At 60.1% G+C, this 23003-nt stretch carries 20 protein-coding genes and 1 pseudogene; 2 read left to right on the top strand and 19 right to left on the bottom strand.

All coding sequences use genetic code 11. The annotated features are described in order from the left end of the window. The 17 genes and pseudogenes from B7L71_RS04380 to puuE form a co-directional block, all read right to left on the bottom strand. Positions 1–958, bottom strand: a 958-nt coding sequence (locus tag B7L71_RS04380; protein WP_081136230.1) for an FIST N-terminal domain-containing protein, incomplete at its 3' end; no start/stop codon positions are given. Continuing rightward, positions 939–3185 carry an ATP-binding protein gene (locus B7L71_RS04385; RefSeq protein ID WP_081136232.1) on the bottom strand — a complete coding sequence of 749 codons (2247 nt, stop codon included), beginning with the start codon at positions 3183–3185 and terminating at the stop codon, positions 939–941. The genes B7L71_RS04385 and B7L71_RS04380, both read right to left, overlap by 20 nt. After that, positions 3172–3660: an oxidoreductase gene (locus B7L71_RS04390; RefSeq protein ID WP_081136234.1), complete on the bottom strand. Its 489-nt coding sequence runs from the start codon at positions 3658–3660 to the stop codon at positions 3172–3174. The genes B7L71_RS04385 and B7L71_RS04390 overlap by 14 nt, the downstream gene beginning before the upstream one ends. A 213-nt stretch (positions 3661–3873) precedes the next feature. Further along, positions 3874–4689 (bottom strand): DUF2189 domain-containing protein, encoded by an 816-nt coding sequence (locus B7L71_RS04395; RefSeq protein ID WP_081136236.1) that lies wholly within the window; start codon positions 4687–4689, stop codon positions 3874–3876. A gap of 288 nt (positions 4690–4977) precedes the next feature. After that, on the bottom strand, positions 4978–5406 hold the full coding sequence (locus B7L71_RS04400; protein ID WP_081136436.1) for a universal stress protein: 429 nt from the start codon (positions 5404–5406) through the stop codon (positions 4978–4980). A gap of 13 nt (positions 5407–5419) precedes the next feature. Continuing rightward, on the bottom strand, positions 5420–8023 hold the full coding sequence (locus tag B7L71_RS04405; protein ID WP_081136238.1) for a TRAP transporter permease: 2604 nt from the start codon (positions 8021–8023) through the stop codon (positions 5420–5422). A 132-nt stretch (positions 8024–8155) separates the two neighbouring features. Then, complete coding sequence (locus B7L71_RS04410; RefSeq protein ID WP_016916224.1) at positions 8156–9136, bottom strand: TAXI family TRAP transporter solute-binding subunit; 981 nt, start codon at positions 9134–9136, stop codon at positions 8156–8158. A gap of 543 nt (positions 9137–9679) precedes the next feature. After that, positions 9680–10906, bottom strand: coding sequence for a methyl-accepting chemotaxis protein (locus B7L71_RS04415; RefSeq protein ID WP_170919436.1), 1227 nt, complete (start codon positions 10904–10906; stop codon positions 9680–9682). Positions 10907–11058: 152 nt separating this feature from the next. Then, complete coding sequence (locus B7L71_RS04420; protein ID WP_081136242.1) at positions 11059–11580, bottom strand: DUF192 domain-containing protein; 522 nt, start codon at positions 11578–11580, stop codon at positions 11059–11061. Positions 11581–11596: 16 nt separating this feature from the next. Further along, complete coding sequence (locus B7L71_RS04425) at positions 11597–12703, bottom strand: ABC transporter ATP-binding protein (protein ID WP_081136244.1); 1107 nt, start codon at positions 12701–12703, stop codon at positions 11597–11599. Continuing rightward, complete coding sequence (gene modB / locus B7L71_RS04430; RefSeq protein WP_016916218.1) at positions 12696–13364, bottom strand: molybdate ABC transporter permease subunit; 669 nt, start codon at positions 13362–13364, stop codon at positions 12696–12698. Before modB ends, B7L71_RS04425 begins: the two co-directional genes overlap by 8 nt. Further along, on the bottom strand, positions 13364–14131 hold the full coding sequence (gene modA / locus B7L71_RS04435; RefSeq protein ID WP_081136245.1) for a molybdate ABC transporter substrate-binding protein: 768 nt from the start codon (positions 14129–14131) through the stop codon (positions 13364–13366). Before modA ends, modB begins: the two co-directional genes overlap by 1 nt. Positions 14132–14135: 4 nt before the next feature. After that, the gene (pyk, locus tag B7L71_RS04440) at positions 14136–15620 is read right to left on the bottom strand and encodes a pyruvate kinase (protein ID WP_081136247.1); all 1485 of its coding nucleotides are present in this window, start codon (positions 15618–15620) and stop codon (positions 14136–14138) included. A gap of 98 nt (positions 15621–15718) precedes the next feature. After that, complete coding sequence (locus B7L71_RS04445) at positions 15719–16210, bottom strand: ureidoglycolate lyase (RefSeq protein WP_081136249.1); 492 nt, start codon at positions 16208–16210, stop codon at positions 15719–15721. Positions 16211–16247: 37 nt separating this feature from the next. Continuing rightward, positions 16248–17078 carry a bifunctional allantoicase/(S)-ureidoglycine aminohydrolase gene (locus B7L71_RS04450; RefSeq protein WP_016916214.1) on the bottom strand — a complete coding sequence of 277 codons (831 nt, stop codon included), beginning with the start codon at positions 17076–17078 and terminating at the stop codon, positions 16248–16250. 177 nt (positions 17079–17255) lie between these two features. Then, positions 17256–17354 (bottom strand): annotated as a pseudogene (locus B7L71_RS17590) (MurR/RpiR family transcriptional regulator); the annotation flags it as partial. 82 nt (positions 17355–17436) lie between these two features. Then, complete coding sequence (puuE, locus tag B7L71_RS04460) at positions 17437–18363, bottom strand: allantoinase PuuE (protein WP_039175422.1); 927 nt, start codon at positions 18361–18363, stop codon at positions 17437–17439. Positions 18364–18625: 262 nt separating this feature from the next. On the opposite strand from puuE, the gene B7L71_RS04465 reads away from it, so the two are divergent. After that, positions 18626–19384, top strand: a complete 759-nt coding sequence (locus B7L71_RS04465) for an aspartate/glutamate racemase family protein (RefSeq protein WP_081136252.1) — start codon at positions 18626–18628, stop codon at positions 19382–19384. 159 nt (positions 19385–19543) lie between these two features. Continuing rightward, on the top strand, positions 19544–20914 hold the full coding sequence (locus B7L71_RS04470) for an NCS1 family transporter (RefSeq protein WP_081136254.1): 1371 nt from the start codon (positions 19544–19546) through the stop codon (positions 20912–20914). A gap of 76 nt (positions 20915–20990) precedes the next feature. On the opposite strand, the gene B7L71_RS04475 is transcribed toward B7L71_RS04470, so the two are convergent. Both B7L71_RS04475 and B7L71_RS04480 read right to left on the bottom strand, forming a co-directional pair. After that, positions 20991–22025: an ABC transporter ATP-binding protein gene (locus tag B7L71_RS04475; protein ID WP_081136256.1), complete on the bottom strand. Its 1035-nt coding sequence runs from the start codon at positions 22023–22025 to the stop codon at positions 20991–20993. After that, positions 22022–23003, bottom strand: a 982-nt coding sequence (locus tag B7L71_RS04480; protein ID WP_081136438.1) for an ABC transporter ATP-binding protein, incomplete at its 5' end; no start/stop codon positions are given. The genes B7L71_RS04475 and B7L71_RS04480, both read right to left, overlap by 4 nt.

Raw genomic sequence — 23003 nt, forward strand, 5'->3', positions numbered from 1 at the left:
CTAGCCGAGCTTCCACCCGCGCCAGCATGGTCGCCAGATTCTCCAGCAAAGGGGCCGGCTGCATGGCGGTGAGGACGATGCCGTTTTCAACGGCACAGTAAAAGCTCAGGCTGTCGTCGTCATTGACGCGCTGGATGGAGCGAATGTAGTGCTGGCCTCCCAACCGCACGGCCAGCGGGTGCTGGGCAAACACCACGGGGTCCAGCGCCGCCACCGGACGCCCTACCAGCTCGGCATAGAGCTGGGCCGCTGGCAGCCCGTTCAGCTCATGCACCCGCCGCTGCGCATGGTCAACCGCCGTGACCACCAGCTTGTGCTCAAGCGGCTGCAAGTGGTGTGTGGAAAACACCTCAAACGGCAACCGGGTATTGATCATTACCACGACGGCCGCCTGGGTATGAAAACGGCCCTTCGCGTAGACATGGGTATGGGACAGGTGATTGTCGTCACCGGCCGAGCCTCCGAAGCTGGGAATGCGACCCAACGCGGCGTCCAGAGTGGCCAGCACCTGCTCTTCTCGGCTCGACAAGCCATCCAGCAGCGTGAGCGCAAAACTGTGCTCATTGACCGGTGCCACCGCCTGATGTCGGCAGCGGTCCAGCAGGGTGTCGACCAGTGACTGAGCCACAGCAAGGTCGAACTGTTCGAGGTCGTCGATCAGCGCCGTTTCGACGGCGAAGAGCCGCCGATCCAGACAGATCGCGACAATCGAGCCTCGTTCATAGCCTTGTGGGGCCAGCTCGCCGGCCGTGGTACAACCGCTGATCGGCAGCGCCCCAAATGCTTCGTTGAGGGCTGCCGCCAAGGCTTCCAGAGAATACTCTGCGCTACAGAAGAACAGCAGAAAGCCTGCCTCGGCATGATATAGCTGGGCAGCCAGCTCTGCGGCGGCTTGAGCCGGATCGGTAGCGCAGCTCGCGGCGGTGCGAATACCGTTGTCAGTATAGCTGATGGTCACGTCGCCACTTCTCCAGCGCAGCGTGAGTACGACCTGCGCAGTGGCGCAAGCTGCTGAATGCCCGGCTCAGTTGCTCACCTTCGGGCGAGGGCATATCGGCCATCAGTTCCAGTCGCTTGGCCTCGGCCGCCAATCGCTCGGCGCCGACGCTTAGCGACTCGCCACGCAGCTGGTGCGCTAGCCGCTTCACTTGCAGTGCCTGATCGCTGTCCACACTCCCCTCGCTGGAAAAGTAGCCCGCCAACTGCGCGGTATAGTCACTCATCTGCTGATGATAGAGCACGATCAGTTGCGTCACACTCTCGCTGCCCAACGAGCCCAGCAGCGTTTGCAGTGCGGCTTCGTCCAACAGGCACGCGTCATCATGCTCCTCCCGCGTGTCGGTCATACTGGGCAGAGGCTGGCCCTGCTGACCTGTCAGGTGTAGTGCCAGCACATTGCTCAATGCCAACAGCGATAGCGGCTTGGTGATGTAATCGTTCATCCCGGCGGCCAGACAGCGCTGACGATCATCGTCCGCGCCGCCCGCGGTCATGGCGATAATGGGCACCTGCTGACACCACCCCGCCTGTTGGCGCAGTCGACGCGTGACCTCGATGCCGCTCATATCGGGCAACTGAATATCCATGAACACCAGATGCACCGACTGCCGTGTGACCATGTTCAATGCTTCACGGCCATTTTCGGCGCACACCACTTCACACCCCAGCCGCGACAATAAGCCCACCGCGACTTTCCGATTGACGGCGTTGTCTTCTACCAACAGCAGCGAGAAACCGGCAAAGTCTCGGGAGGGCACGGCAGGTAGCGGGGTATCGACGGGGGTCGCCTCGACCAGCGGCAGCTCACACCAGAACGTGCTGCCTTGGCCCGGCTCGCTGGTCACCCCCATGCGGCCCTGCATGGCTTCACACAAGCGTTTGCAAATCGCTAGCCCCAACCCGGTGCCGCCATACCGTCTGGCCACGCTCTCGTCAGCCTGCTGAAAGGGCTCGAACAAGGCAGCCTGCTGCTCGGGATAGATCCCACAGCCCGTATCATGGATTTCAAACACCAGCACGTTGACCGTCGAGCTGACCCGAATGGTGACGCTACCGTAATCGGTGAACTTGATGGCATTGGCGATCAGGTTGAGCAGAATTTGACGCAAGCGCCCTGCATCTATCATGACCCAGGCCGGTACCAGCGCATCGATATCCAGCGAGAGCTGCACTCCCTTGGCCTGCGCCCTGGGTTCGAACAGTGCCATGACGCCTTCCACCAAAGGGGCGAGCGCCGTGGGGGTCGTTTCCAGCGTCAAATGTCCTGCCTCGATCTTGGAGAAGTCGAGAATCTCGTTGATCATGGCCAGCAGCTGATTGGCGCTCTCGTGGATCGTGCGGGCGTAATCTTCTACCTGAGCGGGGCTGGCAGGCTCACGAAGCAGTTCGCTCATCCCGATCACGCCGTTCAGAGGCGTGCGGATTTCATGGCTGACCATGGCCAGGAAATCGGATTTGGCATGGTTGGCGGCCTGCGCCTGGCGAGCGGTCACCTGAAGCTGCTTACCCAGCTGTTCCTGCTCACGACGCGCGGCCGCACTTTCACGCATCTCGCGTACCAGAAACGCAATCACCAGTAGGACGGCAAAACTCATCCCGAACAGCAGCGTAATGAGTAGCTTGTAGAGCATGCTCAACAAGGCGCGCTCTTCCGTTGCCGATTCGGCGAGATAGCCATTGATGGCAATGACGAAGCGCTCGGTCAACCGGGTAAGGGCTTGCAGCTCGCTTTCCAGCGCCGTAACGGGCAGTGGCGTCCCCTCGGCATAAGGTTTGAACATCGGATCCAACCGATCCAACTGCTGCTGAATCGATGCCAACAGCTCACGCGCCGTGCCAATATTCTGCAAGAGTGAGCTGACCTCGCCCTCTTGCAGCAGGTTGATACGGCTGTAAAGCAGCTCGAAACGCAGATTCAGCGCATCCTGGGCCGTCGCAGAGAGTGGCGTACGTGTTTCCGCCAGCAAATGGTTCAATAGCTGCACGGCGTCACGGTCGAGTTTGTAGACCACCCAGGCCGTATCTTCGCGCAGGCTCTGGGTCAGGTTGTCCTGGCGCCAGGCGGAGAGACCCGCCACCACCAGCGCCGCCGCGAACAGCAGCACCGTGACGATGGCCAGCAGCTTGAGACGCCGTGGGTAACGCAGCAAACGTGGCGCCCGCGCCGTAGGCTCACTGGCCGACATGGATATGCATGACCTGCCAGACCGACCTGAAGCGCATCCGCTCGCTCAGCAGTGCTTCGTCCTGATCAAAGGGATAAAGCACCCATAAGGGGCCATACTCACGAATTGGAATGTCACGATCGTCACGCGCGAGCGCCAGGATGACATCGTAGTCGTAAAAATCACTGACTGGAATTTCCGCCTCGTAACCATTCAGTGCGGCCACCTTGACTGTCGCGCCCTCTGCCTCCAGAAACTCCAGCAGGGTGCGCATCAAAGGGCCGCGATAGTCACTCCTGCCCTCTGTCCACGGGGTTCCCGTGGTAAACGAATGCTGAGGCAATGTCAGCAGCAACTCGCGATCAAATTGCGCTTGATGCCCTACGTTAGTGGCCCCAACACGACCATCGACGGTGAGCATGACACTCCCTTCTGGCGACGCCAGTGGCGCAGTCATTTCTGCCAGCCCCGCATGAGGAATGCTGAACGCCAGCATGAAGCACCCCAATAACAACGCTTTCACTACCAAGCCCTCGTATCGTATTGTGCTGAGCGCACCCTTCGCCCAAACCTTGCGACAGGCACAAATAAAAAGAGATGGCGCTTAGGGTACGCCATCTCGATTCCCGGGTCAGGCTAATGACGATGTTTTTGGTAAAGAGCCGGTTATATCCTGCCAGCCAAGTGAAGAAGTGGCCTCAAGGTACCGTCAGCTTTTCAGCTGCTCAACGGGTTCAAAGCGCACCAGCTCTTCGTAGGCGTGCCAACTGGCATGACCAAGTACAGGCAGAATCAGCGCCAGTCCGATGTAGAACGTCATCACGCCCACCAGCACACAGCCAGTCAGAATGGCAGCCCATAGCAGCATGGGGCGGAAGTTACGCGCCACGCAGCGCACGCTGGCCTCGATGCCCTCCATGAAGGTCAAGTCCTGGTCCATCAGGGTCGGAATGGCCACGGCGCTGATAGCAAATGCGCCAAAGGCCAGCACACCACCTGCCACGGTGCCCACCGCCAGCATGCCTAGCCCTTCGGGCGTGGTGAGCAGTGCGGTATACAGGGTAGCCGGACTAGGCACTTCGAAACCGAAAAACAGCGCGAACAGTAGCGTGGCCAGACGAATCCAGGCGAGAAAGAAAATCATCATCATGACGCCCATCATGGCCAGCTGTCCCGCGTGGGGCTTCCAACTGCCAAACGCATCGCCCAGGTTGGGCGCGCGCCCCTGCTCGAGTGCCCGGCTGATGCCGTAAGAGCCCACCGCCACCAGCGGGCCCACGAACATGAACCCGGCAATCATCGGCAGCAGCCAATACCAGTAACCCAGTGTAAAGGCACCTGCCGTAATGGCAATGCTCAAGCCCACCCAGAACAGCCCGTACGCTAGGCTGATGGCGGACGCGCGACGGAAATCTTCCACACCGGCGGCCAGCCAGGCCCGTGGCCTGTCCATCCCGACCTTGTTAATGGTGATCTTGACGTTGGGCACACCTGCCACTGGCTGTGTTTTTGTTGTTGCATTCATGGCGTAACTCCCGTGTTTTACCCCAAATGGCGTTGTTGCACCAAACACCCAGGCAAGCAAATCGTTACCCTGCGTGATGACACCATTACTTCCACGTTAATGGCTTAATGCTCTTTTAATGTAGTTGAGTTGCCATGGAGCGACGTGTTTTGACGGAGTCGCGTACAAAAAACCCTCAACAGGGCCGATTACCAACGATTAATTCGATGCGTTAGCGCGGGTTAATATACAAAAAACGCGCCAGACAATATGCCTGGCGCGTTGCGTGGGTGCAGTCGGAGCGAGCGGCTAGCGCACGATCATGACCGACACTTTGGCATGATGCACGACGTGCTCGGCGTTGGGCCCCAGCACGTAATCGACGAACTTGCGCTTGGTATGCGAGGCCATCACGATCAGGTCGGCATCGATTTTCTTGCCTACCTTGATAATGGCCTCCCAGGGCGAGCCGTCGACGATCACGCTCTGGGTTTTGATCCCTTCGGGCACATGCTCCTTGATGAACGAGCGCTGCGCCTCCTTGATGGCCGTGTGAGCCTTTTCCGAGAAGTTCTTCGGAAAGTAGGCGCCCACCATGGGCATCTTGAACTCCGGCAGCACCGTCACGATATGCAACGACGCCCCGAAGGTCTGACACAGCGTGATCGCCGTGGGCAAGGCCTTCTTCCAAGACGCTTCTTCGTTCAGATCCACCGGTAGCAGGATTTTCTGATACATGATCGTCATCTCCTCAGGTGGCCGCCGAAGTCGTTGCCGCACGTTCCTTGTCGCGACGGCGGCGTTGCAGTAACACAACGAAAGCAAAGAGGGCGAACCCGGGAATCCACATCCACTCTTTCGCCCAACGGTCGACGGGCGCCAATACTTCGATGATTTCCTGATCGAAGTCGAAGCCCAGATCCTGCGCCAGGCCGCCGAACTGCACGAAGTCGACCGTGGCCTGATCACCGTCTACCCACAGCTCCATGCCCAGACGCTCCATGCGTTCTTCAGCGGAATCGCCACGCGGTACAGGCACCAGAATATACGTGGTCATGGGGTCGCCGAAGTTGTCTTCTCCCGCGATTTGCACGCGCAGGTTACTGCCATCTTCGACTTGCCCAAGTGCTTCTGCAAACTGTGCTGGCGGCACCGACTCGTACGGATCATGAATGCGGTCCATCCAATAACCGGGGCGGAACAGGGTAAAGGCAACCAGCAGCAGCAGCAGCGACTCGTACCAGCGGCTGCGGACCAGCATGTACCCCTGGGTACCCGCCGCGAAGATCAGCATGGCGATGGTCGCGATGACAAAAATCACGATCCCCTGCATGAACGACACGTCGATCAGCAGCAGGTCGGTATTGAAGATGAACAGGAACGGCAGCGCCGCCGTGCGCAGGCTGTAATAGAACGCCTGGAAGCCCGTTCGCAGGGGGTCACCGCCGGATACCGCTGCGGCCGCAAACGATGCCAGGCCCACCGGTGGCGTCACGTCGGCCATGATGCCGAAGTAGAACACGAACAGATGCACGGCAATCAGCGGAACGATCAAGCCATTCTGCTGGCCCAGCAGGACGATAACGGGGGCCATCAGTGCTGACACCACGATGTAGTTGGCGGTGGTCGGCAGCCCCATGCCCAGAATCAGGCTCAGCAGCGCCGTCAGCAGCAGAATCAACATCAGGTTGCCACCGGACAGCACTTCGACCACGTCGGCCAGCACCAGGCCTACGCCAGTCTGGGATACCGCACCCACCACGATCCCGGCGGTGGCCGTGGCGATACCGATCCCAATCATGTTGCGAGCACCGGCTACCAGACCATCCCAGAGGTCAAGGAAACCCTCCTTGATGTCGGCGGCCATTTTGCTACGGCCACGGAACAGAGCGGTGATTGGCCGCTGGGTAACCATGATGAAGATCATGAACACGGTTGCCCAGAAGGCAGACAGCCCCGGCGAGAGCCGTTCGACCATCAAGCACCAGACCAGCACCACGACCGGCAGGATGTAGTGCAGCCCGACCATGACCGTGGGACGCGTCTGAGGCAGCGTGACGACCTTGGAGTTGGGGTCGTCCATCTCCAGCTCAGGGTAGCCCGCCCCGATTTTCAGCAGGCCCACGTAGGCCACTGCCAGCAGCACCGCGACGACCCAGGGAGTCGCATCACCCAACAGCGGTTTCAGCCACCCCAGGCCATAATAGACCGCAAACGAGAGAGCCATGATCAGAATCAGACCGGTCAGGAAGCCCAGCACCTTGTTGATCAACGGGCGTGCTGGGTTGCTGGACGGCAGACCGGTCATGTTCGCCTTCAGTGCCTCGAGGTGGACGATATAGATCAACGCAATGTAGGAAATGATGGCCGGCAGGAACGCATGCTTGATGACTTCCACATAGGGAATGCCGACATACTCCACCATCAGGAAGGCGGCAGCCCCCATGACCGGCGGCATGATCTGGCCATTCACCGAAGAAGCGACTTCCACCGCGCCCGCTTTCTCCGAGCTGAAGCCAACGCGTTTCATCATGGGGATGGTAAAGGTACCGGTGGTGACCGTATTGGCAATCGAAGAGCCCGAAATCAGTCCCGTCATGCCCGAGGCCACCACCGCTGCCTTGGCCGGACCGCCCTTGAAGTGCCCCAGCATCGAGAAGGCCACTTTGATGAAATAGTTACCGGCCCCTGCCTTATCCAGCAAGGCGCCAAACAGTACGAACAGGAAAACGAAGCTGGTAGAGACGCCGACTGCAATGCCGAACACCCCTTGCGTGCCCAGCCACTGGTGGTTGATCAAACCGTTCAGGCTGACTCCGCGATGCGCCAGAATACCCGGCATATAAGGCCCAAACAGGGAGTAGGCGATAAACACCCCGGCCACGATCATCAGCGGTGGCCCTAACGCACGGCGGGCGGCTTCCAGCAGCAGCACAATGCCGACGACGCCGACCACCACGTCCTGGGTGATGGGCCTGCCCGGACGCTGCGCCAAATCACCAAAGAACAGAAACAGATAGGCGCCGCAAAAGGCAGCAACCGCAGCCAATCCCCAATCCAGCAGCGGCACGCGATCACGCGGCGAGCGCTTAAACGCAGGATAGGCCATGAAGGCCAGAAACAGCGCAAATGCCAGGTGAATGGAGCGCGCTTCCGTAGAGTTGAAAACGCCGAACCCGAGCATGAAAGGAAGTGGCGATGCAATCCATAGCTGAAACAGCGACCAGGCAGCTGCAATACTTACCAGCAGCTTACCCGGCACGCCCAGGGGCTTCCTTGCCCCTGTATCGCTGGAAGCGACCATATCCTCCAGGTCACTTCCCGCGGCTGCCGAAGGTTGTTTGTCATCACGCATACGCTTGCCCTGCCTAATGGTCAGCACTGTGAATCAGTACTTTCAACAAGAAGCGCGGACACCCGAGGTGCCCGCGCTTTATCACTCATCGCGAGGCTGCTCACCTTAGCCAGCAGCATCGCTTTTCAAGACTTATTCGATCCAGCCACGCTCACGGTAGTAACGTGCTGCGCCATCGTGCAGCGGCGCCGTCAGACCGTCGGAAATCATGTCTTCTTCGTTCAGGTTTTCGAATGCCGGGTGCAGACGCTTGAAGCGGTCGAAGTTTTCGAACACGGCCTTGACCGTTTCGTAGGCCACCTCTTCATCTACCGCCGTGGAAGACACGAAGGTCGCTGCCACACCGAAGGTTTCGACGTCTTCGTCGTTACCACGGTAGAGACCGCCCGGGATCACGGAACGGGTGTAGTAGGGGTACTCTTCGATCAGGCTGTCGATTTCATCGCCAGTGACCGATACCAGACGCGCATCGATGGTGGTGGTGGCTTCCTGGATAGAGCCGTTCGGGTGGCCTACCACGTACACCATGGCATCGATGTTGTTGTCAGACAGCGCAGCCGCCTGCTCGGCAGCGTCCAGTTGAGAAGCCAGAGCGAAGGTGCTCTCGTCCCAACCAAATGCGTTCATCACCACATCCATGGTGTTGCGCTGGCCAGAACCGGGGTTACCGATGTTGACACGCTTGCCGGGGAAGTCGGTAATGCTTTCAATACCGGAATCGGCACGAGCAACTACGGTCAGCGGCTCGCCATGCATGGTGAAGAGCGCACGCATCTCTTCCCACGCGCCGTCCTCTTCAAAGTTGGCTTCACCATGGTAAGCACGGTACTGCACGTCTGACTGGACAACGCCCATGTCCAGCTCGCCGCTTTTCAGCCCATTGACGTTAGCCACGGAACCGCCGGTGGACGGTGCGTTACAACGAATGTTGTGCTCATCGCTGCCACGGTTGACCATGCGGCAAACCGACTGACCCACGACGTAATAAACGCCGGTTTGGCCACCGGTACCGATGGTGATGTAACGGTCCTGAGCTACCGCCGGAGAGGCGAAGGAAGCCGCAGCGATGAACGCGCCCGAGAAGGCCGCAGTAGAAAATACATGGCGTTTCATGAATACACCTCTTTATCTTGATGTTGTGAGCGTTATGCGCTTTGCAACCACCTGCAGAACGGTTCCCTTCAGGTGTTACGGTTCCAAAACGTTGTCAAGACAGTCTGTTATCAACCTCGGCAATTACTGCCGACAGTGACTACTTTAGCGAAAAAAAAACCACTTGGCGAAGCGCACAGCCATTTCACGCTTGCGATGGCAGCCACGAGAGACGTTTTTACCGTTCACTAGCTACCCACCAGGCAACACCACCACCCTCCTGGATGTCGAGGGCAACCAACGGTGAACGCCTCATTGCTGAGGGCAGCGGCGGATTGCCTCGGTACGCCATTGGGAACAAGTTTAGCGGGGTTTGCGCATCTGTAACGTTTAGTCAGCGTTAAACATGCCCGCCTGGGCCATACCATTTTTGCATAGGGTATCCTCGACGGGCTGTGCATGTTGTCACCAGGCATCAAACGTTATAGCGGAGTAAGCAAATTGGAGCGGACAACCTGGTGGTGATCAGGTTTCGACGTCGCCCTTCGCAAGCAAGCTAATGCCTTAGCCAAGCTGCAGTATGCCAGTGGGCAACTGACCCTTTAACGCCTCTTGAGTGGTGCGCGCACGCGGCAGGAGTATCTCATCGTCAAGGTCAAACTTGGCAATCGCATCACCCAGCTGGTTGGAACGCTTGCTCAGCCCATCACCGGCCTCAGCGTTTTGTCTTACCAATTGTGCATTTTGCTGAGTTACCGCATCCATCTCTGACACTGCCTTGGCGACTTCCCGTACGGCTCGCGTTTGCTCTGTGCTGGCTTGGCTAATTTCACTAACCAGCTCAGTCACGCGGGTAATAGCCTGGACGGCTTGACGGGTTTTATCGTCGGCCTGGCTAGTCAGAGCGGCACTAGACGCCACCTGCTCTATATTGGTGTGAATCAGTTGGCTAATCTGCTGGGAAGCCTCTGCACTGCGCGTAGCGAGCTGACGCACCTCATGGGCCACCACCGCAAAGCCACGTCCTTGCTCCCCCGCTCTAGCGGCCTCTACAGAAGCATTTAGTGCCAAAATGTTGGTTTGAAAGGCAATATTATCGATTAGTGAGACGATACTGACCACCTCTTCAGAGCGGGCATTCAAGTCTTGAATGGTACGCTCTACTTTCACCACTAAGTCGCCACCCTCACCGGCCAAGCGTGCCGCTTCACTCGCATCTCGACCCACTTCCTGAGCACGTTCTGCATTGTTAGCCACCGTGCCACCCAGCTGCTCCATGGCCGAAGCGGTTTCGCTTAGCATACTGGCCTGCTGCTCGACCCGTGTTAACAGCTCCTCGCTGGTATTGGCCACAACGTTGCTTTCGGTTTCAACATCAAACGACGCTTGGCGAACCTGGTTAACGGTCGCAGCCAAGGAGTGAGTCATGACGTTGAGTTCGGAGGCCACACCTTGCAGGTTCGAGGAGGCTGCATCGCTGCGCAGGTTGTTAGCACCAATTTCGCGCACGCGTTTTCTTATTTCGGCGGGGCTAGCGCCCAGGGCGCGATTCAGCATGCGCGGCAGCATGATTACCAGCAGAACACTAAGCGCGATAACCCCCGCCGTTAGCCCTATTATTAGCTGTTGTGCATGCCGGGCCTGTTGGGCTGCCACATCACTTGCTGCATTAGCACTTAACGCAGCCACTTGCTGCACACCGATAGCACCAACTGCTAGCTCCATAAGGATCAGTATTGCAGCGCCGCCCCAAAGTAAGGAGTAGATAGGAAGTCGTGAGCGGTTGGTCATAGCCGTTATCCTTGGGTAAAAAGCATTGGGTACCCAAGGAGTAAGCATTTTACATGCCAGCTTTAGCTAATGCTGAGCAAGCATGCCATCTGATAGTAAGTGCCCACCCACTTCCCATTTTGGTGCACTAAATCCTGCGCGCACCCAGAACGTTACTCCGGGCGGCAGAAGCCGGCCAGCGCAGGCACGGACACGCAGTCGCCTACCTGGATGCCACGCTCGGCAAAATAGCCCGCGTTTACTTCCAGGGCGGCATGGTAGGCCACGCCTGCAGGATAGGAGGGGCACTCACGCGGGGTGCTGGACTCACAGGGCTGCATGGTATTGATCGCCACGATGCGGCCTTGGTCATCGATGTAAGCGATATCCAACGGGATCAGCGTGCGATACATCCAGAACGCATTGCCTGCAGGCTGTTCGCTCTCGAAGCGGAACAGCATGCCGCGTGAGGTTGGCAAGTGCTCACGTCCCATCAGCCCACGCTGACGCTGGGCGACCGTTTCGGCCACTTCCACTTCCAGACGATGCGGCCCGCCCTCGCTGTGAATCGCCAGCGGCAGGGTATCGACCATGGCCGACTCGGCGGCCATGGCGGTCACGAGCGACAGCGGCAGGCAGCTCGCCAGGGAGACCCCCAGGGTGGTTTTCAGCAGTTGGCGGCGGGACAGGGTCATGACAGATTCCTTCTTCCTATACAGTGGCCTGCGGCGAGGTCATGAGATGGATTCCCTCGGCCAGCAGCGAGACGGTCACAGGCTCCCCCAACGCCAGCTGGTTGCGTTTGGCCGCGTGGGTAGCGATATCGAAACGTAGCATATCCCCATGCGAAACGCGCAGCGAAACCGAAGTCATGCTGCCCAGCATCACCATTTCACTCACCGTGGCCGTCACCGGGTTTTCGCGCTCCCCTTGGGAGGGCCGCCCGCGTCGGTGCAAGACGATATCCGACGGCGGCAGATACCAGGTCACGGTCTCCCCCGCCGAGCAGTGTTCGAGGCCGCGAGCGACTTCCAGCCACCACTCGCCCCACTGCAGCCGTGGCCCGCTGGCCGTGTTGACCACCTGCCCCTGAAAAACATTGTGGCGGTCGAGCAAACGCGCCACCAGGGGCGTGTCAGGCTGGCGAAACAGCCGCTCCGGGCCGCCCTGCTGCAAGCTGGTGCCGTTGTGCAGCACACAGATCTGGTCGGCCAAGGCCGTCGCTTCTTCGAGGTCGTGGGTGACCAGCACGATGGGGATGGCAATTTGCTGACGCAACAGCGCAAGCTCCCGCTGCAAGCGGCGCCGAGTGACCTGATCGACCGCAGAAAAGGGTTCGTCCAGCAGCAGCACGCGGGGCTCTCGTGCCAGTGCCCGCGCCAGGGCAACCCGCTGACGCTGCCCTCCCGAAAGCTGGCTGGGGTAGCGGTTCTCCAGCCCTTCCAGGCGCACCTGGGCCAGCCATTGCGCGGCACGTGCGGGTCTTGCCACTGAGGGGAGGTGACCCATGGCAATCTGGACGTTCTGCTGCGCGGTCAGGTGCGGGAACAGCGCATAGTCCTGAAAGACCATGCCCACCTTGCGCTGCTGGGGTGTCAGTGCCTGGCGCGGCCCCTGCCCGGCCGAAAGCCACCGCTCACCGGCGCAGCTGATGTGGCCCTGGGCAGGATGGTAGAGCCCGGCAATGGCGCGTAGCAGGGTGGTCTTGCCGCTGCCCGATGGCCCCACCAGCGCCAGCAGCTCCCCCGGCGCGCAGCGGAAGGTGGCGTTCAAGGGGATGGGCCCCGCCTGATGCAAGGACACCGTCAAATCAGCCACGTGCCCACCTGCGCCTGCCCGCCAATCCGTAGACCAGCCCCAACGTAGCCAGCGATATGGCCAGCAACAGCGCCGACATGGTGGCCGCGCCCTGCTCGTCGAAGGCCTGCACTCGGTCATAAATGGCAATGGAGAGCGTTCGGGTTTCGCCATCGATGGCGCCGCCCACCAGCAGAATCACGCCAAACTCCCCCAGCGTATGGGCAAAGGTCAGCGCGGTCGCCGACAGGATGCCTGGCCACACCAGCGGCAGTTCGATACGCCACAGGGTCTGCCATGGACTGAGCCCGCTACACCAGGCCGCTTCGCGCAAATGCACGGGCACATGCTCGAAGGCCCGCTGAATGGGCTGAATGGCAAACGGCAGGTTGGCAATCAAAGAGGCCAGCAGAATCCCGGTGAAGGTAAAGTTGAGGCCGCTGCCGGTGAGCGCCGCCCAGGCGCTGCCCAGCGGCGCATCGCGTCCAAACTGCTGCAGCAGATAGAAGCCCAGCACCGTGGGCGGCAGCACCAGAGGCAGGGCAATCAGCGCTTCGCAGACGCCCTTGCCACGAAACCGAGCCGTGGCCAGCCACCGCCCGCACCAGATGCCCAGTGGCACCAGCAGCAGGCTCGTCAACGCCGCCAGCCGCAGCGAGACCCCCAGCGCCGTCCAGTCCATCACTCGGTACTGAAGCCGTAGGCGCGAAAGAGTGCCTGGGCCTCGGGCTGTTGCAGCCAGGCATAGAAGGCCTGGGCGGCTTCTCCGGCATGAGGGGTCAGCACCATGCGCTGAGTCAGCGGCGTGTGCCACGCTTCGGGGACCAGCACGCTCTCGCTACGGGCCGCCAGCCCAGGCGCCAGCACCAGCGAATAGGCCACCAGCCCGCCCCTTGCGTCGTCGGACAGCGCAAACTGCATCGCCTGGGAAACGTTTTCCCCCTGTATGCGCAGCGGGCGACTGGCCTCCCAGAGCCCTGCCCTTTCCAGTACTTGCTGAGCGGCCACGCCATACGGTGCATGCTCGGGGCTGGCCATGGCAATCCGCAGGCGCTGGCCATTCTGCAACGCGGCCACGGCGTCTTCCACGCCGGCCAAGGGCGCCTGTTCATCGGGCGAAGGATAGCGGCCGACAGGCTGTACCCAGGCCAGCCGCCCGCGTGCATAGATCACGCCTTCATCCACGACGTGCCCTTCCCGGTAGAGCGCTTGCACGAAGCCCTCATCGGCGGAAAGAAACAGCTCGAAGGGCGCCCCCTGGGCGATCTGACGGCGGAAGTTACCGGAAGAGCCCAGGTTGAGGCGCAGCCGATGCCCGGTTTGCTGGGTAAACCGCTCAGAAGCCTCTTCCAAAAAGAAGTGCAGACTGGAGGCCGCCGCTACGATGGGTGCGCCTGCCATGGCAGGCGCACCCAGCAGCAGGCAACCGAGGCACAGCAGCCAACGCATGCGCTTAGGCCTGAGCACTTTCTACATGCTGCTCGTTAATCACCATCACCTTCATGGTGTTGGTGCCACCGTGAGCATTCATGTGGTCGCCACGGGTGAGGATGACGTGGTCACCCAGCTTGGCGACCCCTTGCTTGACCAGCAGGGTCAACGCCTGGTCATTCAGCTCGGTGGCGCTCATCTCGGAGGTATCAAAAGGCAGCGAGACCACGCCGCGATAAAGCGCCATGCGACGCTGAGCGATGGGGTTGTGTGCCAGGCCCACGATGGGCAGGCCGGAGCGAATCCGCGATGCGATGAGCGGCGTATAGCCAGACGCCGTCATGCAGGCAATCGCCGCTACCCCGCTCATGTGGTTGGCAGCGTACATGGCCGACAGGGCAATGGTTTCATCCGGCCGGGTAAAGCCTTCATGAATACGGTGCCCGGACTCTTGCGCCACCCGCTCCCGCTCGGCTCCCAGGCACACGCGCGCCATGGCCTCGACGGTTTCCAGCGGGTAGTCGCCCGCCGCCGTTTCTGCCGACAGCATCACGGCATCGCTGCCATCCAGCACGGCGTTGGCCACGTCGAACACTTCTGCTCGGGTGGGCAGCGGCGCAGAAATCATGCTTTCCATCATTTGGGTCGCCGTGATCACGGCCCGGTTGAGCGAACGGGCGCGCTTGATCATGCGTTTCTGCACGCCGACCAGCTTGGCATCGCCAATTTCCACGCCCAGGTCACCCCGCGCCACCATGACGGCTTCAGAGGCTTCGATGATGCCATCCAGCGTCGCCTCGTCGGCCACGGCCTCGGCACGCTCGACCTTGGCCACCAGGCCAATCTCCTTGCCCTCCTCGCCCAGCAGCCGACGTGCTTCACGCATGTCTTCTGCCGAGCGCGGGAACGAAATCGCCAGGTAATCGACGCCGATCTCCACCGCCGTTTTCAGGTCGGCCTTGTCTTTTTCGGTCAAGGCCGGCGCGGAGAGGCCTCCCCCCTGCTTGTTGATCCCCTTGTGGTTGGAGAGCTTGCCCCCCACGACCACTTGGGTGTGTACCTGCTTGCCTTCGACACGGGTCACGTCCAGTACCACGCGGCCATCGTCCAGCAGCAGGCGGTCGCCGGCCGTGACGTCATCGGCCAGGGTCTTGTAGTCGCAACCGACGCCCTGCTGGGTACCGGCATCGCTGTCCATGGCCATGTCGAGCACGAAGTCCTGGCCCTCTTCCAGATACACCGCGCCCTCCTTGAAACGGGCAACGCGGATCTTGGGGCCTTGCAGGTCGCCCAGCGCCGCTACGCTGCGGCCCAGTTGGGCAGCAATCTCACGCACCCGGGCCAGGCGACGCCGATGGTCGTCGGCGGTGCCATGCGAAAAGTTCAAGCGCACCACATCCACCCCTGCCTTCAGCATGGCCTCCAGTACGCCCTCGCGGTCACTGGCAGGGCCAAGGGTAGCGACGATCTTGGTACGACGAAGGGGGATATGGGTGTTTGTGCTCATAAATGTCCTGACCAGTGAAAGAGGAAGTGTTCGCGTATCAGCATACCCCAAGCAAGATGACACTCGCATGTACTTGTTGCAACGGCCAATGTCAGCGATTACGGCGCCACGTGCACGCACAAGGACAGCGGGTACTCGTCACAGTTGTTGCCATCTCCACCGCGGTCCACCACGAGAAACTCGCCTTCCCGCTCCAGCACCGACTGAATGGCGTGCCAGGTGCCTGCTCGGTAATTCACCCCCTGGCGGCCATCCGTCACGAAGGCCCGAACGTCCTGGGGCGCGATGGTGTCGCCGGGCGGGGCGACCACCACGATGAAACGCTCTTCGTGCAGCGGCATGAAGGCCTGGCTGCCCAGCGGGTGGCGCTCCAGAAACGTCAGCGTCAACGGCAGCGACACCGGCTGGCTGACAAAGATGCTCACCAGGGTGCGCGGGTTGTCGCCCAGCGTCTCGACCCGCGCCAAGTCGTGATGCCGCTGGGTACGCCCTGCGTTGATCGGAAACGATGGCGAGGTGCGCGCATCGAGCACCTCGCCAAATGGTTCAAATGCTGCTTGTGTCAGGGGTTTTGCTTCGAGTGTCAGCATGATGGCTCCTGGAGTTCAGTGTGCTTGTGCGCCACCGTTAGCGAGCGCCAAGGCGCAACGCCGCGTGACGATTCACATCCTTGTACAGCAGATAACGGAACGGGCCAGGCCCACCCGCATAACAGGCTTGAGGGCAGAACGCCCGTAGCCACATGAAGTCCCCCGCTTCCACTTCTACCCACTGCTGGTTGAGGTGGTAGACCGCCTTGCCTTCCAGCACGTAGAGCCCGTGCTCCATCACGTGGGTTTCGTCGAACGGAATCACGCCACCGGGCTGGAACGTCACGATGTTGACGTGCATGTCGTGGCGCACATCGCCAGGTTCGACAAAGCGCGTCGTTGCCCAGCGCCCTTCCGTGCCCGGCATCTCGATCGGTGCGATCTCCTGCTCGTTGGTGACGAAGGCCGGCGGTACGTCCAGCCCCTCGACGAACTCATAGGCCTTGCGCACCCAATGGAAGCGCACCGGCTCGCGGGACTCGTTGCGAACCTGCCAGTGGCTGCCGGGGGGAATGAAGGCGTAGCCGCCAGGGCCCATGAGATGACGCTCGCCAGCCAATGTCAGCGTCAGCTCTCCTTCCACGATGAACAGCACCCCTTCTGCCTGAGGGTCCAGCTCAGGCTTGTCGCTACCGCCCTCGGGCTGCACTTCCATGATGTATTGAGAGAACGTCTCTGCAAACCCGGACAGCGGACGCGCCAATACCCACAGCCGCGTGCCTTCCCAGAAAGGCAGGTTGCTGGTCACGATATCGCGCATCACCCCTTTGGGGATCAGCGCATAGGCTTCCGTGAAAACGGCACGGTCGGCGGTCAACTGAGTTTGCGGCGGGTGTCCGCCGGTGGGCGCATAGTAATTGGCTGGCATGGGGGCCTCCCTGACATTTTTTGTATACGAGAATATGACACTGACCGGAAGCTTATACCGAGCCAGGCAGACACGGGGTACCCCAGCGCCGCCGTGGCCCCTCCGATAAAGGCGATCAACGACAGCACCACGGTCCAGCGGGCCGCCAGCAGCAGGTTGCGCAAAATATCCCAGAAGCTGAGGCGCCAGGCGTACTCGCCCACGCGCCTGAATCAACTGCTGGCGCAGATGTAACGCCAGCGGATAGCTGTTGCGAAACCCCATGACCACGATCTGCTGGGCAGCCGTCAGCGCATCGAATTGGGCGGCAATCCGTTGTCCTATGTGGGGCGTCATGGTGTCCTATCGCATCCTTGGGTTACTGAGTCGGTGCGGGGTGGTGTTCGGCCCAGTGACGAGCGATATCGACCCGGCGGGCAACCCATACTCGATCATGCGCTTCGATATGGTCCAGAAAGCGCTGAAGCGCACGGAAACGGCCCGGGCGGCCCAGCAACCGGCAGTGCATGCCAATCGAAAGCATTTTCGGCGCCTCCTCCCCTTCGGCATACAGTACATCAAAGGCGTCGCGCAGGTAGGTAAAGAAGTGGTCGGCGGTATTGAACCCCTGCGGCGCCGCAAAACGCATGTCATTGGTATCCAGGGTGTAGGGCACCACCAGATGCTGGTGCTCGGCGCCCTGGCTGTCGCTCACGCGGGTCCAGAAGGGCAGGTCGTCGCCGTAGTAATCGCTGTCGTAGAGAAACCCGCCTTCATCCAATATCAGGCGCCGCGTATTGGGACTATCGCGGCCGGTGTACCAGCCTTGTGGCTTCTCACCGTACAGACGCTGGAAAATCTCCATGGCTTTTTGCAGGTGCTCGCGCTCTACGTGCTCGGGCGTTTCCTGATAGTGAATCCAGCGGTAGCCGTGACAGGCCACTTCATGGCCCAGCTCCTTGAACGCCTGCGCCACCTCCGGGTGGCGCTCCAGCGCCATGGCCACCCCAAACACGGTGAGCGGCAGCCCACGACGCTCAAATTCGCGCAGAATGCGCCACACGCCAGCTCGCGAGCCGTACTCGTAGATGGACTCCATGCTCAGGTGGCGGTCGGGATAGCTGGCTGCCCCGATGATCTCGGAAAGGAACTGCTCGGACCCCGCATCCCCGTGAAGCACGCAATTCTCCGCGCCCTCTTCGTAGTTGAGTACGAACTGCACGGCTATTTTGGCGCCGTTGGGCCACTGGGCATGAGGGGGCGTTTGGCCGTAGCCAATCAGGTCACGCGGGTAATGGGAAGACATGGTCGGGCTCCTTTAGCGAGGCAGCGCATTTTAGTTTGTATACAAAATAGTCATTTTAACCAGCGCCTGCAATGCAGCGCAGGGCTAATCATTTGAGTTCTCGACGCTTTGACGGCCCCTGCTGAGCCAGGCTATTGAAACCTGAACGATTGGTCAACCCATATCGAGAGCATCAAGTGCATTAGCCCCTTGCACTTGGCTAAAAACCGCCCTATTTTTGTATACAAGATAGAAAATATTGTTCACACAAGAGTACCCGAACGTGCATATACGTCTGATCAACCCCAATACCACGGCGGCCATGACGGAAACCATTCGTCAAGCCGCCGACAAGCTGGCAGCACCGGGGACCCTCATCAGCGCGACGCAACCCGAGGCTGGCCCGGTCTCCATCGAAAGCCACTTCGATGAAGCGGTGAGCGCAGTAGGCGTTGCCGAAGAAGTTCTGAAAGGCGAACGCGAAGGCGGTATCGATGCGTACGTGGTGGCCTGCTTTGGCGACCCTGGCCTGCTGGCCGCCCGCGAGCTGACTCGCGCTCCGGTGATCGGCATTGCCGAAGCCGCCTTTCATATGGCCACGCTGATCAGCACTCGCTTCTCCATTGTGACGACGCTGGGACGCACCGGCATCATCGCCGAGCACCTGCTGGAGCAGTACGGCTTTCACCACCACTGCCGCCGCATCCGCGCCGCCGAGATCCCCGTACTGGATCTGGAAGATCATCCGGACGCGGCGTTCAGCCGTATCGTGCAGGAGTGCTGCCGTGCCCGCGACGAAGATGGCATTGGCGCCATCGTGCTGGGCTGCGGGGGCATGGCCAACCTGACCCAGGCCATTAGCCACGAGGTCGGCCTGCCCGTGGTGGAAGGGGTGAGCGCCGGGCTGAAACTGGCCGAGTCGCTCGTCGGGCTGGGCTTGCAGACCAGTAAATACGGCGACCTGGATTACCCACGCCGCAAAACCTTTACCGGCAAGTTTTCAGATTTTTCCGACCTGACGCTGCCACCTACGCGCCAGTGAATCGCTAACACCGAAAACTGACCACATAAGAAAACACGCCTACAAAAAATCATAACAGCACAACGAATACCGCCATCAGCACGCCACGCCGCAAGCGTCTCCCGGGTAGCCTACTGCCCGGGTTACCAATAACATCGATAATCTTGCGAGGACGGTAACATGAGCACTTCTACCTCTGCTCTTACCTCAGACGAAGCACCCAACGCGGCGCAGTCAGCCGCCAGCAAAGCCGTCGGCGCAGAAAGCCTGGCGCCGCAAAGCACCCGTATCATGGGGCGCACCTCCTACTTTCTTGCCTGGTTTGGTGGCTGCGTGTCGATTGGCACCTTCGCCATGGGCTCCAGCGTGGTGGGCACGCTCAACTTGCTGCAAGCCACCCTGGCCATTGCCATCGGCTGTTTTGTGATCGGCGTGGCGCTGGCCATCAATGGCGCCGCCGGTTACAAGTACGGCATTCCGTTCATGGTGCAGGCGCGCAGTGCCTTTGGGTTTACCGGAACGCGTATCCCCGGGCTGGTGCGCGCCGTGCCTGCCATCGTGTGGTATGGCTTCCAGAGCTGGATTGGGGCCGGTGCCCTCAACATGGTGTCGGCGACGCTGTTCGGCTTCGACAACCTGATCTTCTACTTCATCACCTTTCAGTTTTTGCAGATCGGCCTCTCGGTGCTCGGCTTTCAGGGCATCAAGTGGCTGGAGAATATCGGCAGCGCTTTTATTCTCTGCTCGCTGATGTACATGTTCTACGCCACCGTGCAGCGCTATGGCGATGAGCTGTCGGCCAGCCTGCTGACCATGGAAGGCTCCTGGGGCATGCCCTTCTGGAGCGCCACCATGCTGTTTCTAGGCATTTACAGCACCATGATGCTGAATGTAAGCGATTACTCGCGTGAACATAAAAAAGGCACCGGACAAGGGCTATTGACCACCATTTACGCCATGTCGATTCTGCCCTGCACGCTGTTCATGGGTTTGATCGGCTACATGGTGTCCCAGGCTACCGGCACCGCCGACCCCATTCAGGTATTCGCCAACGCCGTGGATAACACCCCGCTGTTGATGATCACCCTGCTCTTCATCGCCTTTGCCCAGGTGACCACCAACGTGCTGAACAACGTGGTGCCGCCCACCTACGTGCTGATGGACGTCTTCAAGCTCAAATTTCCGGTGGCCACCGTGATCGTCGGGCTGCTGGCCTTTGCGACTTTCCCCTGGAAGCTGGTGCAGCCGGAGTCGGCCGCAGGCCTGCAGATGTTCGTGCAAACCTACTCGGCCTTCCTCGGCCCCATCTTCGCCATCCTGGTCGTGGACTACTACGTCATCCGTCGCCGCACGCTGGACATCGGCAAGCTCTACGATGAAAACGGCCCTTATCAGGGCATCAACCAGGCCGCACTGATCGCCACGGTCGTCGGCATCGCAGCCGCCCTCGCTTTCTCATCTGTCTCCTGGTACGCCAGCCTGATCCCTGCCGGGCTGACCTACTACCTGCTGATGAAACACTGGCCCGCTTGCCAGCGCTTCACTCAGTAATCCGCCCTGCCCTTGCCTGCCACCTTGCGTGGCGGGCATCTTTCCGAAAGCATACTCCTTGCGTACCCTGAAGCGTTCAGGCGTCCACTTTCCAGCACGCGGCCCAATGCTGTTGGCCGAGCACTTTAGCGGGAGGCACGTGTTGCCGGCACTCCTCTGTGGCCAACGAACAGCGCGGTGCAAAGGCACAGCCCTGTGGTGGAAACGCCATGTCCGGCGGAGAGCCAGGAATTGCACTGAGTCGCGCACCTTTTAACTCACCAGAAGCACGCGACTGCATCAACCCTAAAGTGTAAGGATGTCGTGGTGCGCGAATAATTTCATCCACGCTGCCTGTTTCCACGACGCGGCCTGCATACATCACCGCGATGCGGTCGGAAATCTCATTGGCAACGCCCATATCGTGAGTCACAAAAATGACCGACATACCCAACTCACGCTGCAAGTCGCGTAACAACAGCAGGATCTGTATCTGAACGGTCGCATCCAAAGCCGTTGTCGGCTCATCCGCCAACAGCAGCCGTGGGCGGCATGACAAGGCCAGGGCAATCATGGCCCGCTGGCTCATCCCCCCCGACATTTCATGGGGATAATTGGACAAGCGTCGTTTGGCGGATGGAATCCGCACCAGCTCGAATAGTTCCAGTGCCCGCGCCAAGCCCTCTGCGTGACTTACCCCCTCATGGCGGCATACCGTCTCGGCAATTTGATCACCTATACGAAAGACAGGATCGAACGCGAGCATCGGTTCCTGAAAAATCATCGAGGTGGTAAACCCCCGATAGGCCGACAGCTCACGCCGCGACATGGCGAGGATATCTTGCCCGGCTACTGTCACATGGCCTTCCATAGACGTTCTACGTTCGGGCAGCAGCCGCATCAGCGCGCGTAATGTCACACTCTTGCCCGAGCCACTTTCCCCTAGAATCGTCAGTACCTCGCCTTTGGCAAGGGTCAAATCAACGCCGTTCACCGCCTGCACGCAACGGCCAGGGGATTTGAAATGCACTTTCAGGTTTTGTACATCCACCAATGGCTCGCTAACGGAGGTCAGCGCCTGCGGGGATGGCTCAGAAGATGTCTGGCAGTTCAAAGGATCATGGGCCGTCATAGCGATGCTTCCTCAACACTCGATGTCGTTGCCAGCAACTGCACTTCGGTTGCCCGGCAACAAGCCGAACGGTGTTCGAAGTGGCGCGTCGCCCCCTCCTTCAACGGTCTCAGCTCTGGCTCTTCTGCACGACAAGCCTCCACCGCCATGCTGCAACGCGGGCAGAATCGGCAACCTCGGGGCAAATCAATCGGGTTGGGAGGATCGCCCGCAAGTGGGGCTGCCTGGGTGCGATTATCGGGATCCATGGAGGGCATGGCCGACATCAAGGCGCGTGTATAAGGGTGAGCGGGTGCCTGATAGAGTGACTCACTCTCGCCCATTTCGGCGACTCGCCCTAAATACATCACCATTACACGGTCACTGATGTATCGCACGACATTCAGGTCATGGGAAATGAAAAGATAGGTCAAACCGTACTCTTGCTTCAGGTCGACCAGCAAGTTGAGCACTTGAGCCTCTACCGATTTATCCAGGGCCGAAACGGCTTCATCAAGAATCAGTAGCCTGGGTTCAAGTGCCAACGCGCGAGCAATATTGACGCGCTGGCGCTGCCCCCCGGAAAGCTCATGAGGATAACGACTCGCAAACTGATTCGGGAGCAGGCCGACCTGGTCCAGCAGCTTGCGAGCCCTGGCATTGGCTTCTTTCTTGCCAAGGCCATGTACCTGAGGCCCAAAAGCGATGGACTCCTCGACGCTCATACGGGGGTTGAGCGAAGCGTAGGAGTTTTGAAACACCATCTGAACCTGGCGACGCATGTCGCGCAGCGACAAGCCGCCAGGCGTACCGACGGGATCGCCATCGAAGATCACTTCACCCGCATCGGGGGTCAGTAGCTGCATCAACAGGCGTGCCGTGGTGGATTTACCACAGCCTGATTCGCCGACAATGCCTAACGTTTCACCTTTCAAAACGTCGAAATCGACGCCATCAACGGCATGCACCTTACTGACAGGACGGCCGAAAAAATCTTTT

Source organism: Halomonas sp. BC2, assembly GCF_002078115.1.
Taxonomy (GTDB): domain Bacteria; phylum Pseudomonadota; class Gammaproteobacteria; order Pseudomonadales; family Halomonadaceae; genus Vreelandella; species Vreelandella stevensii.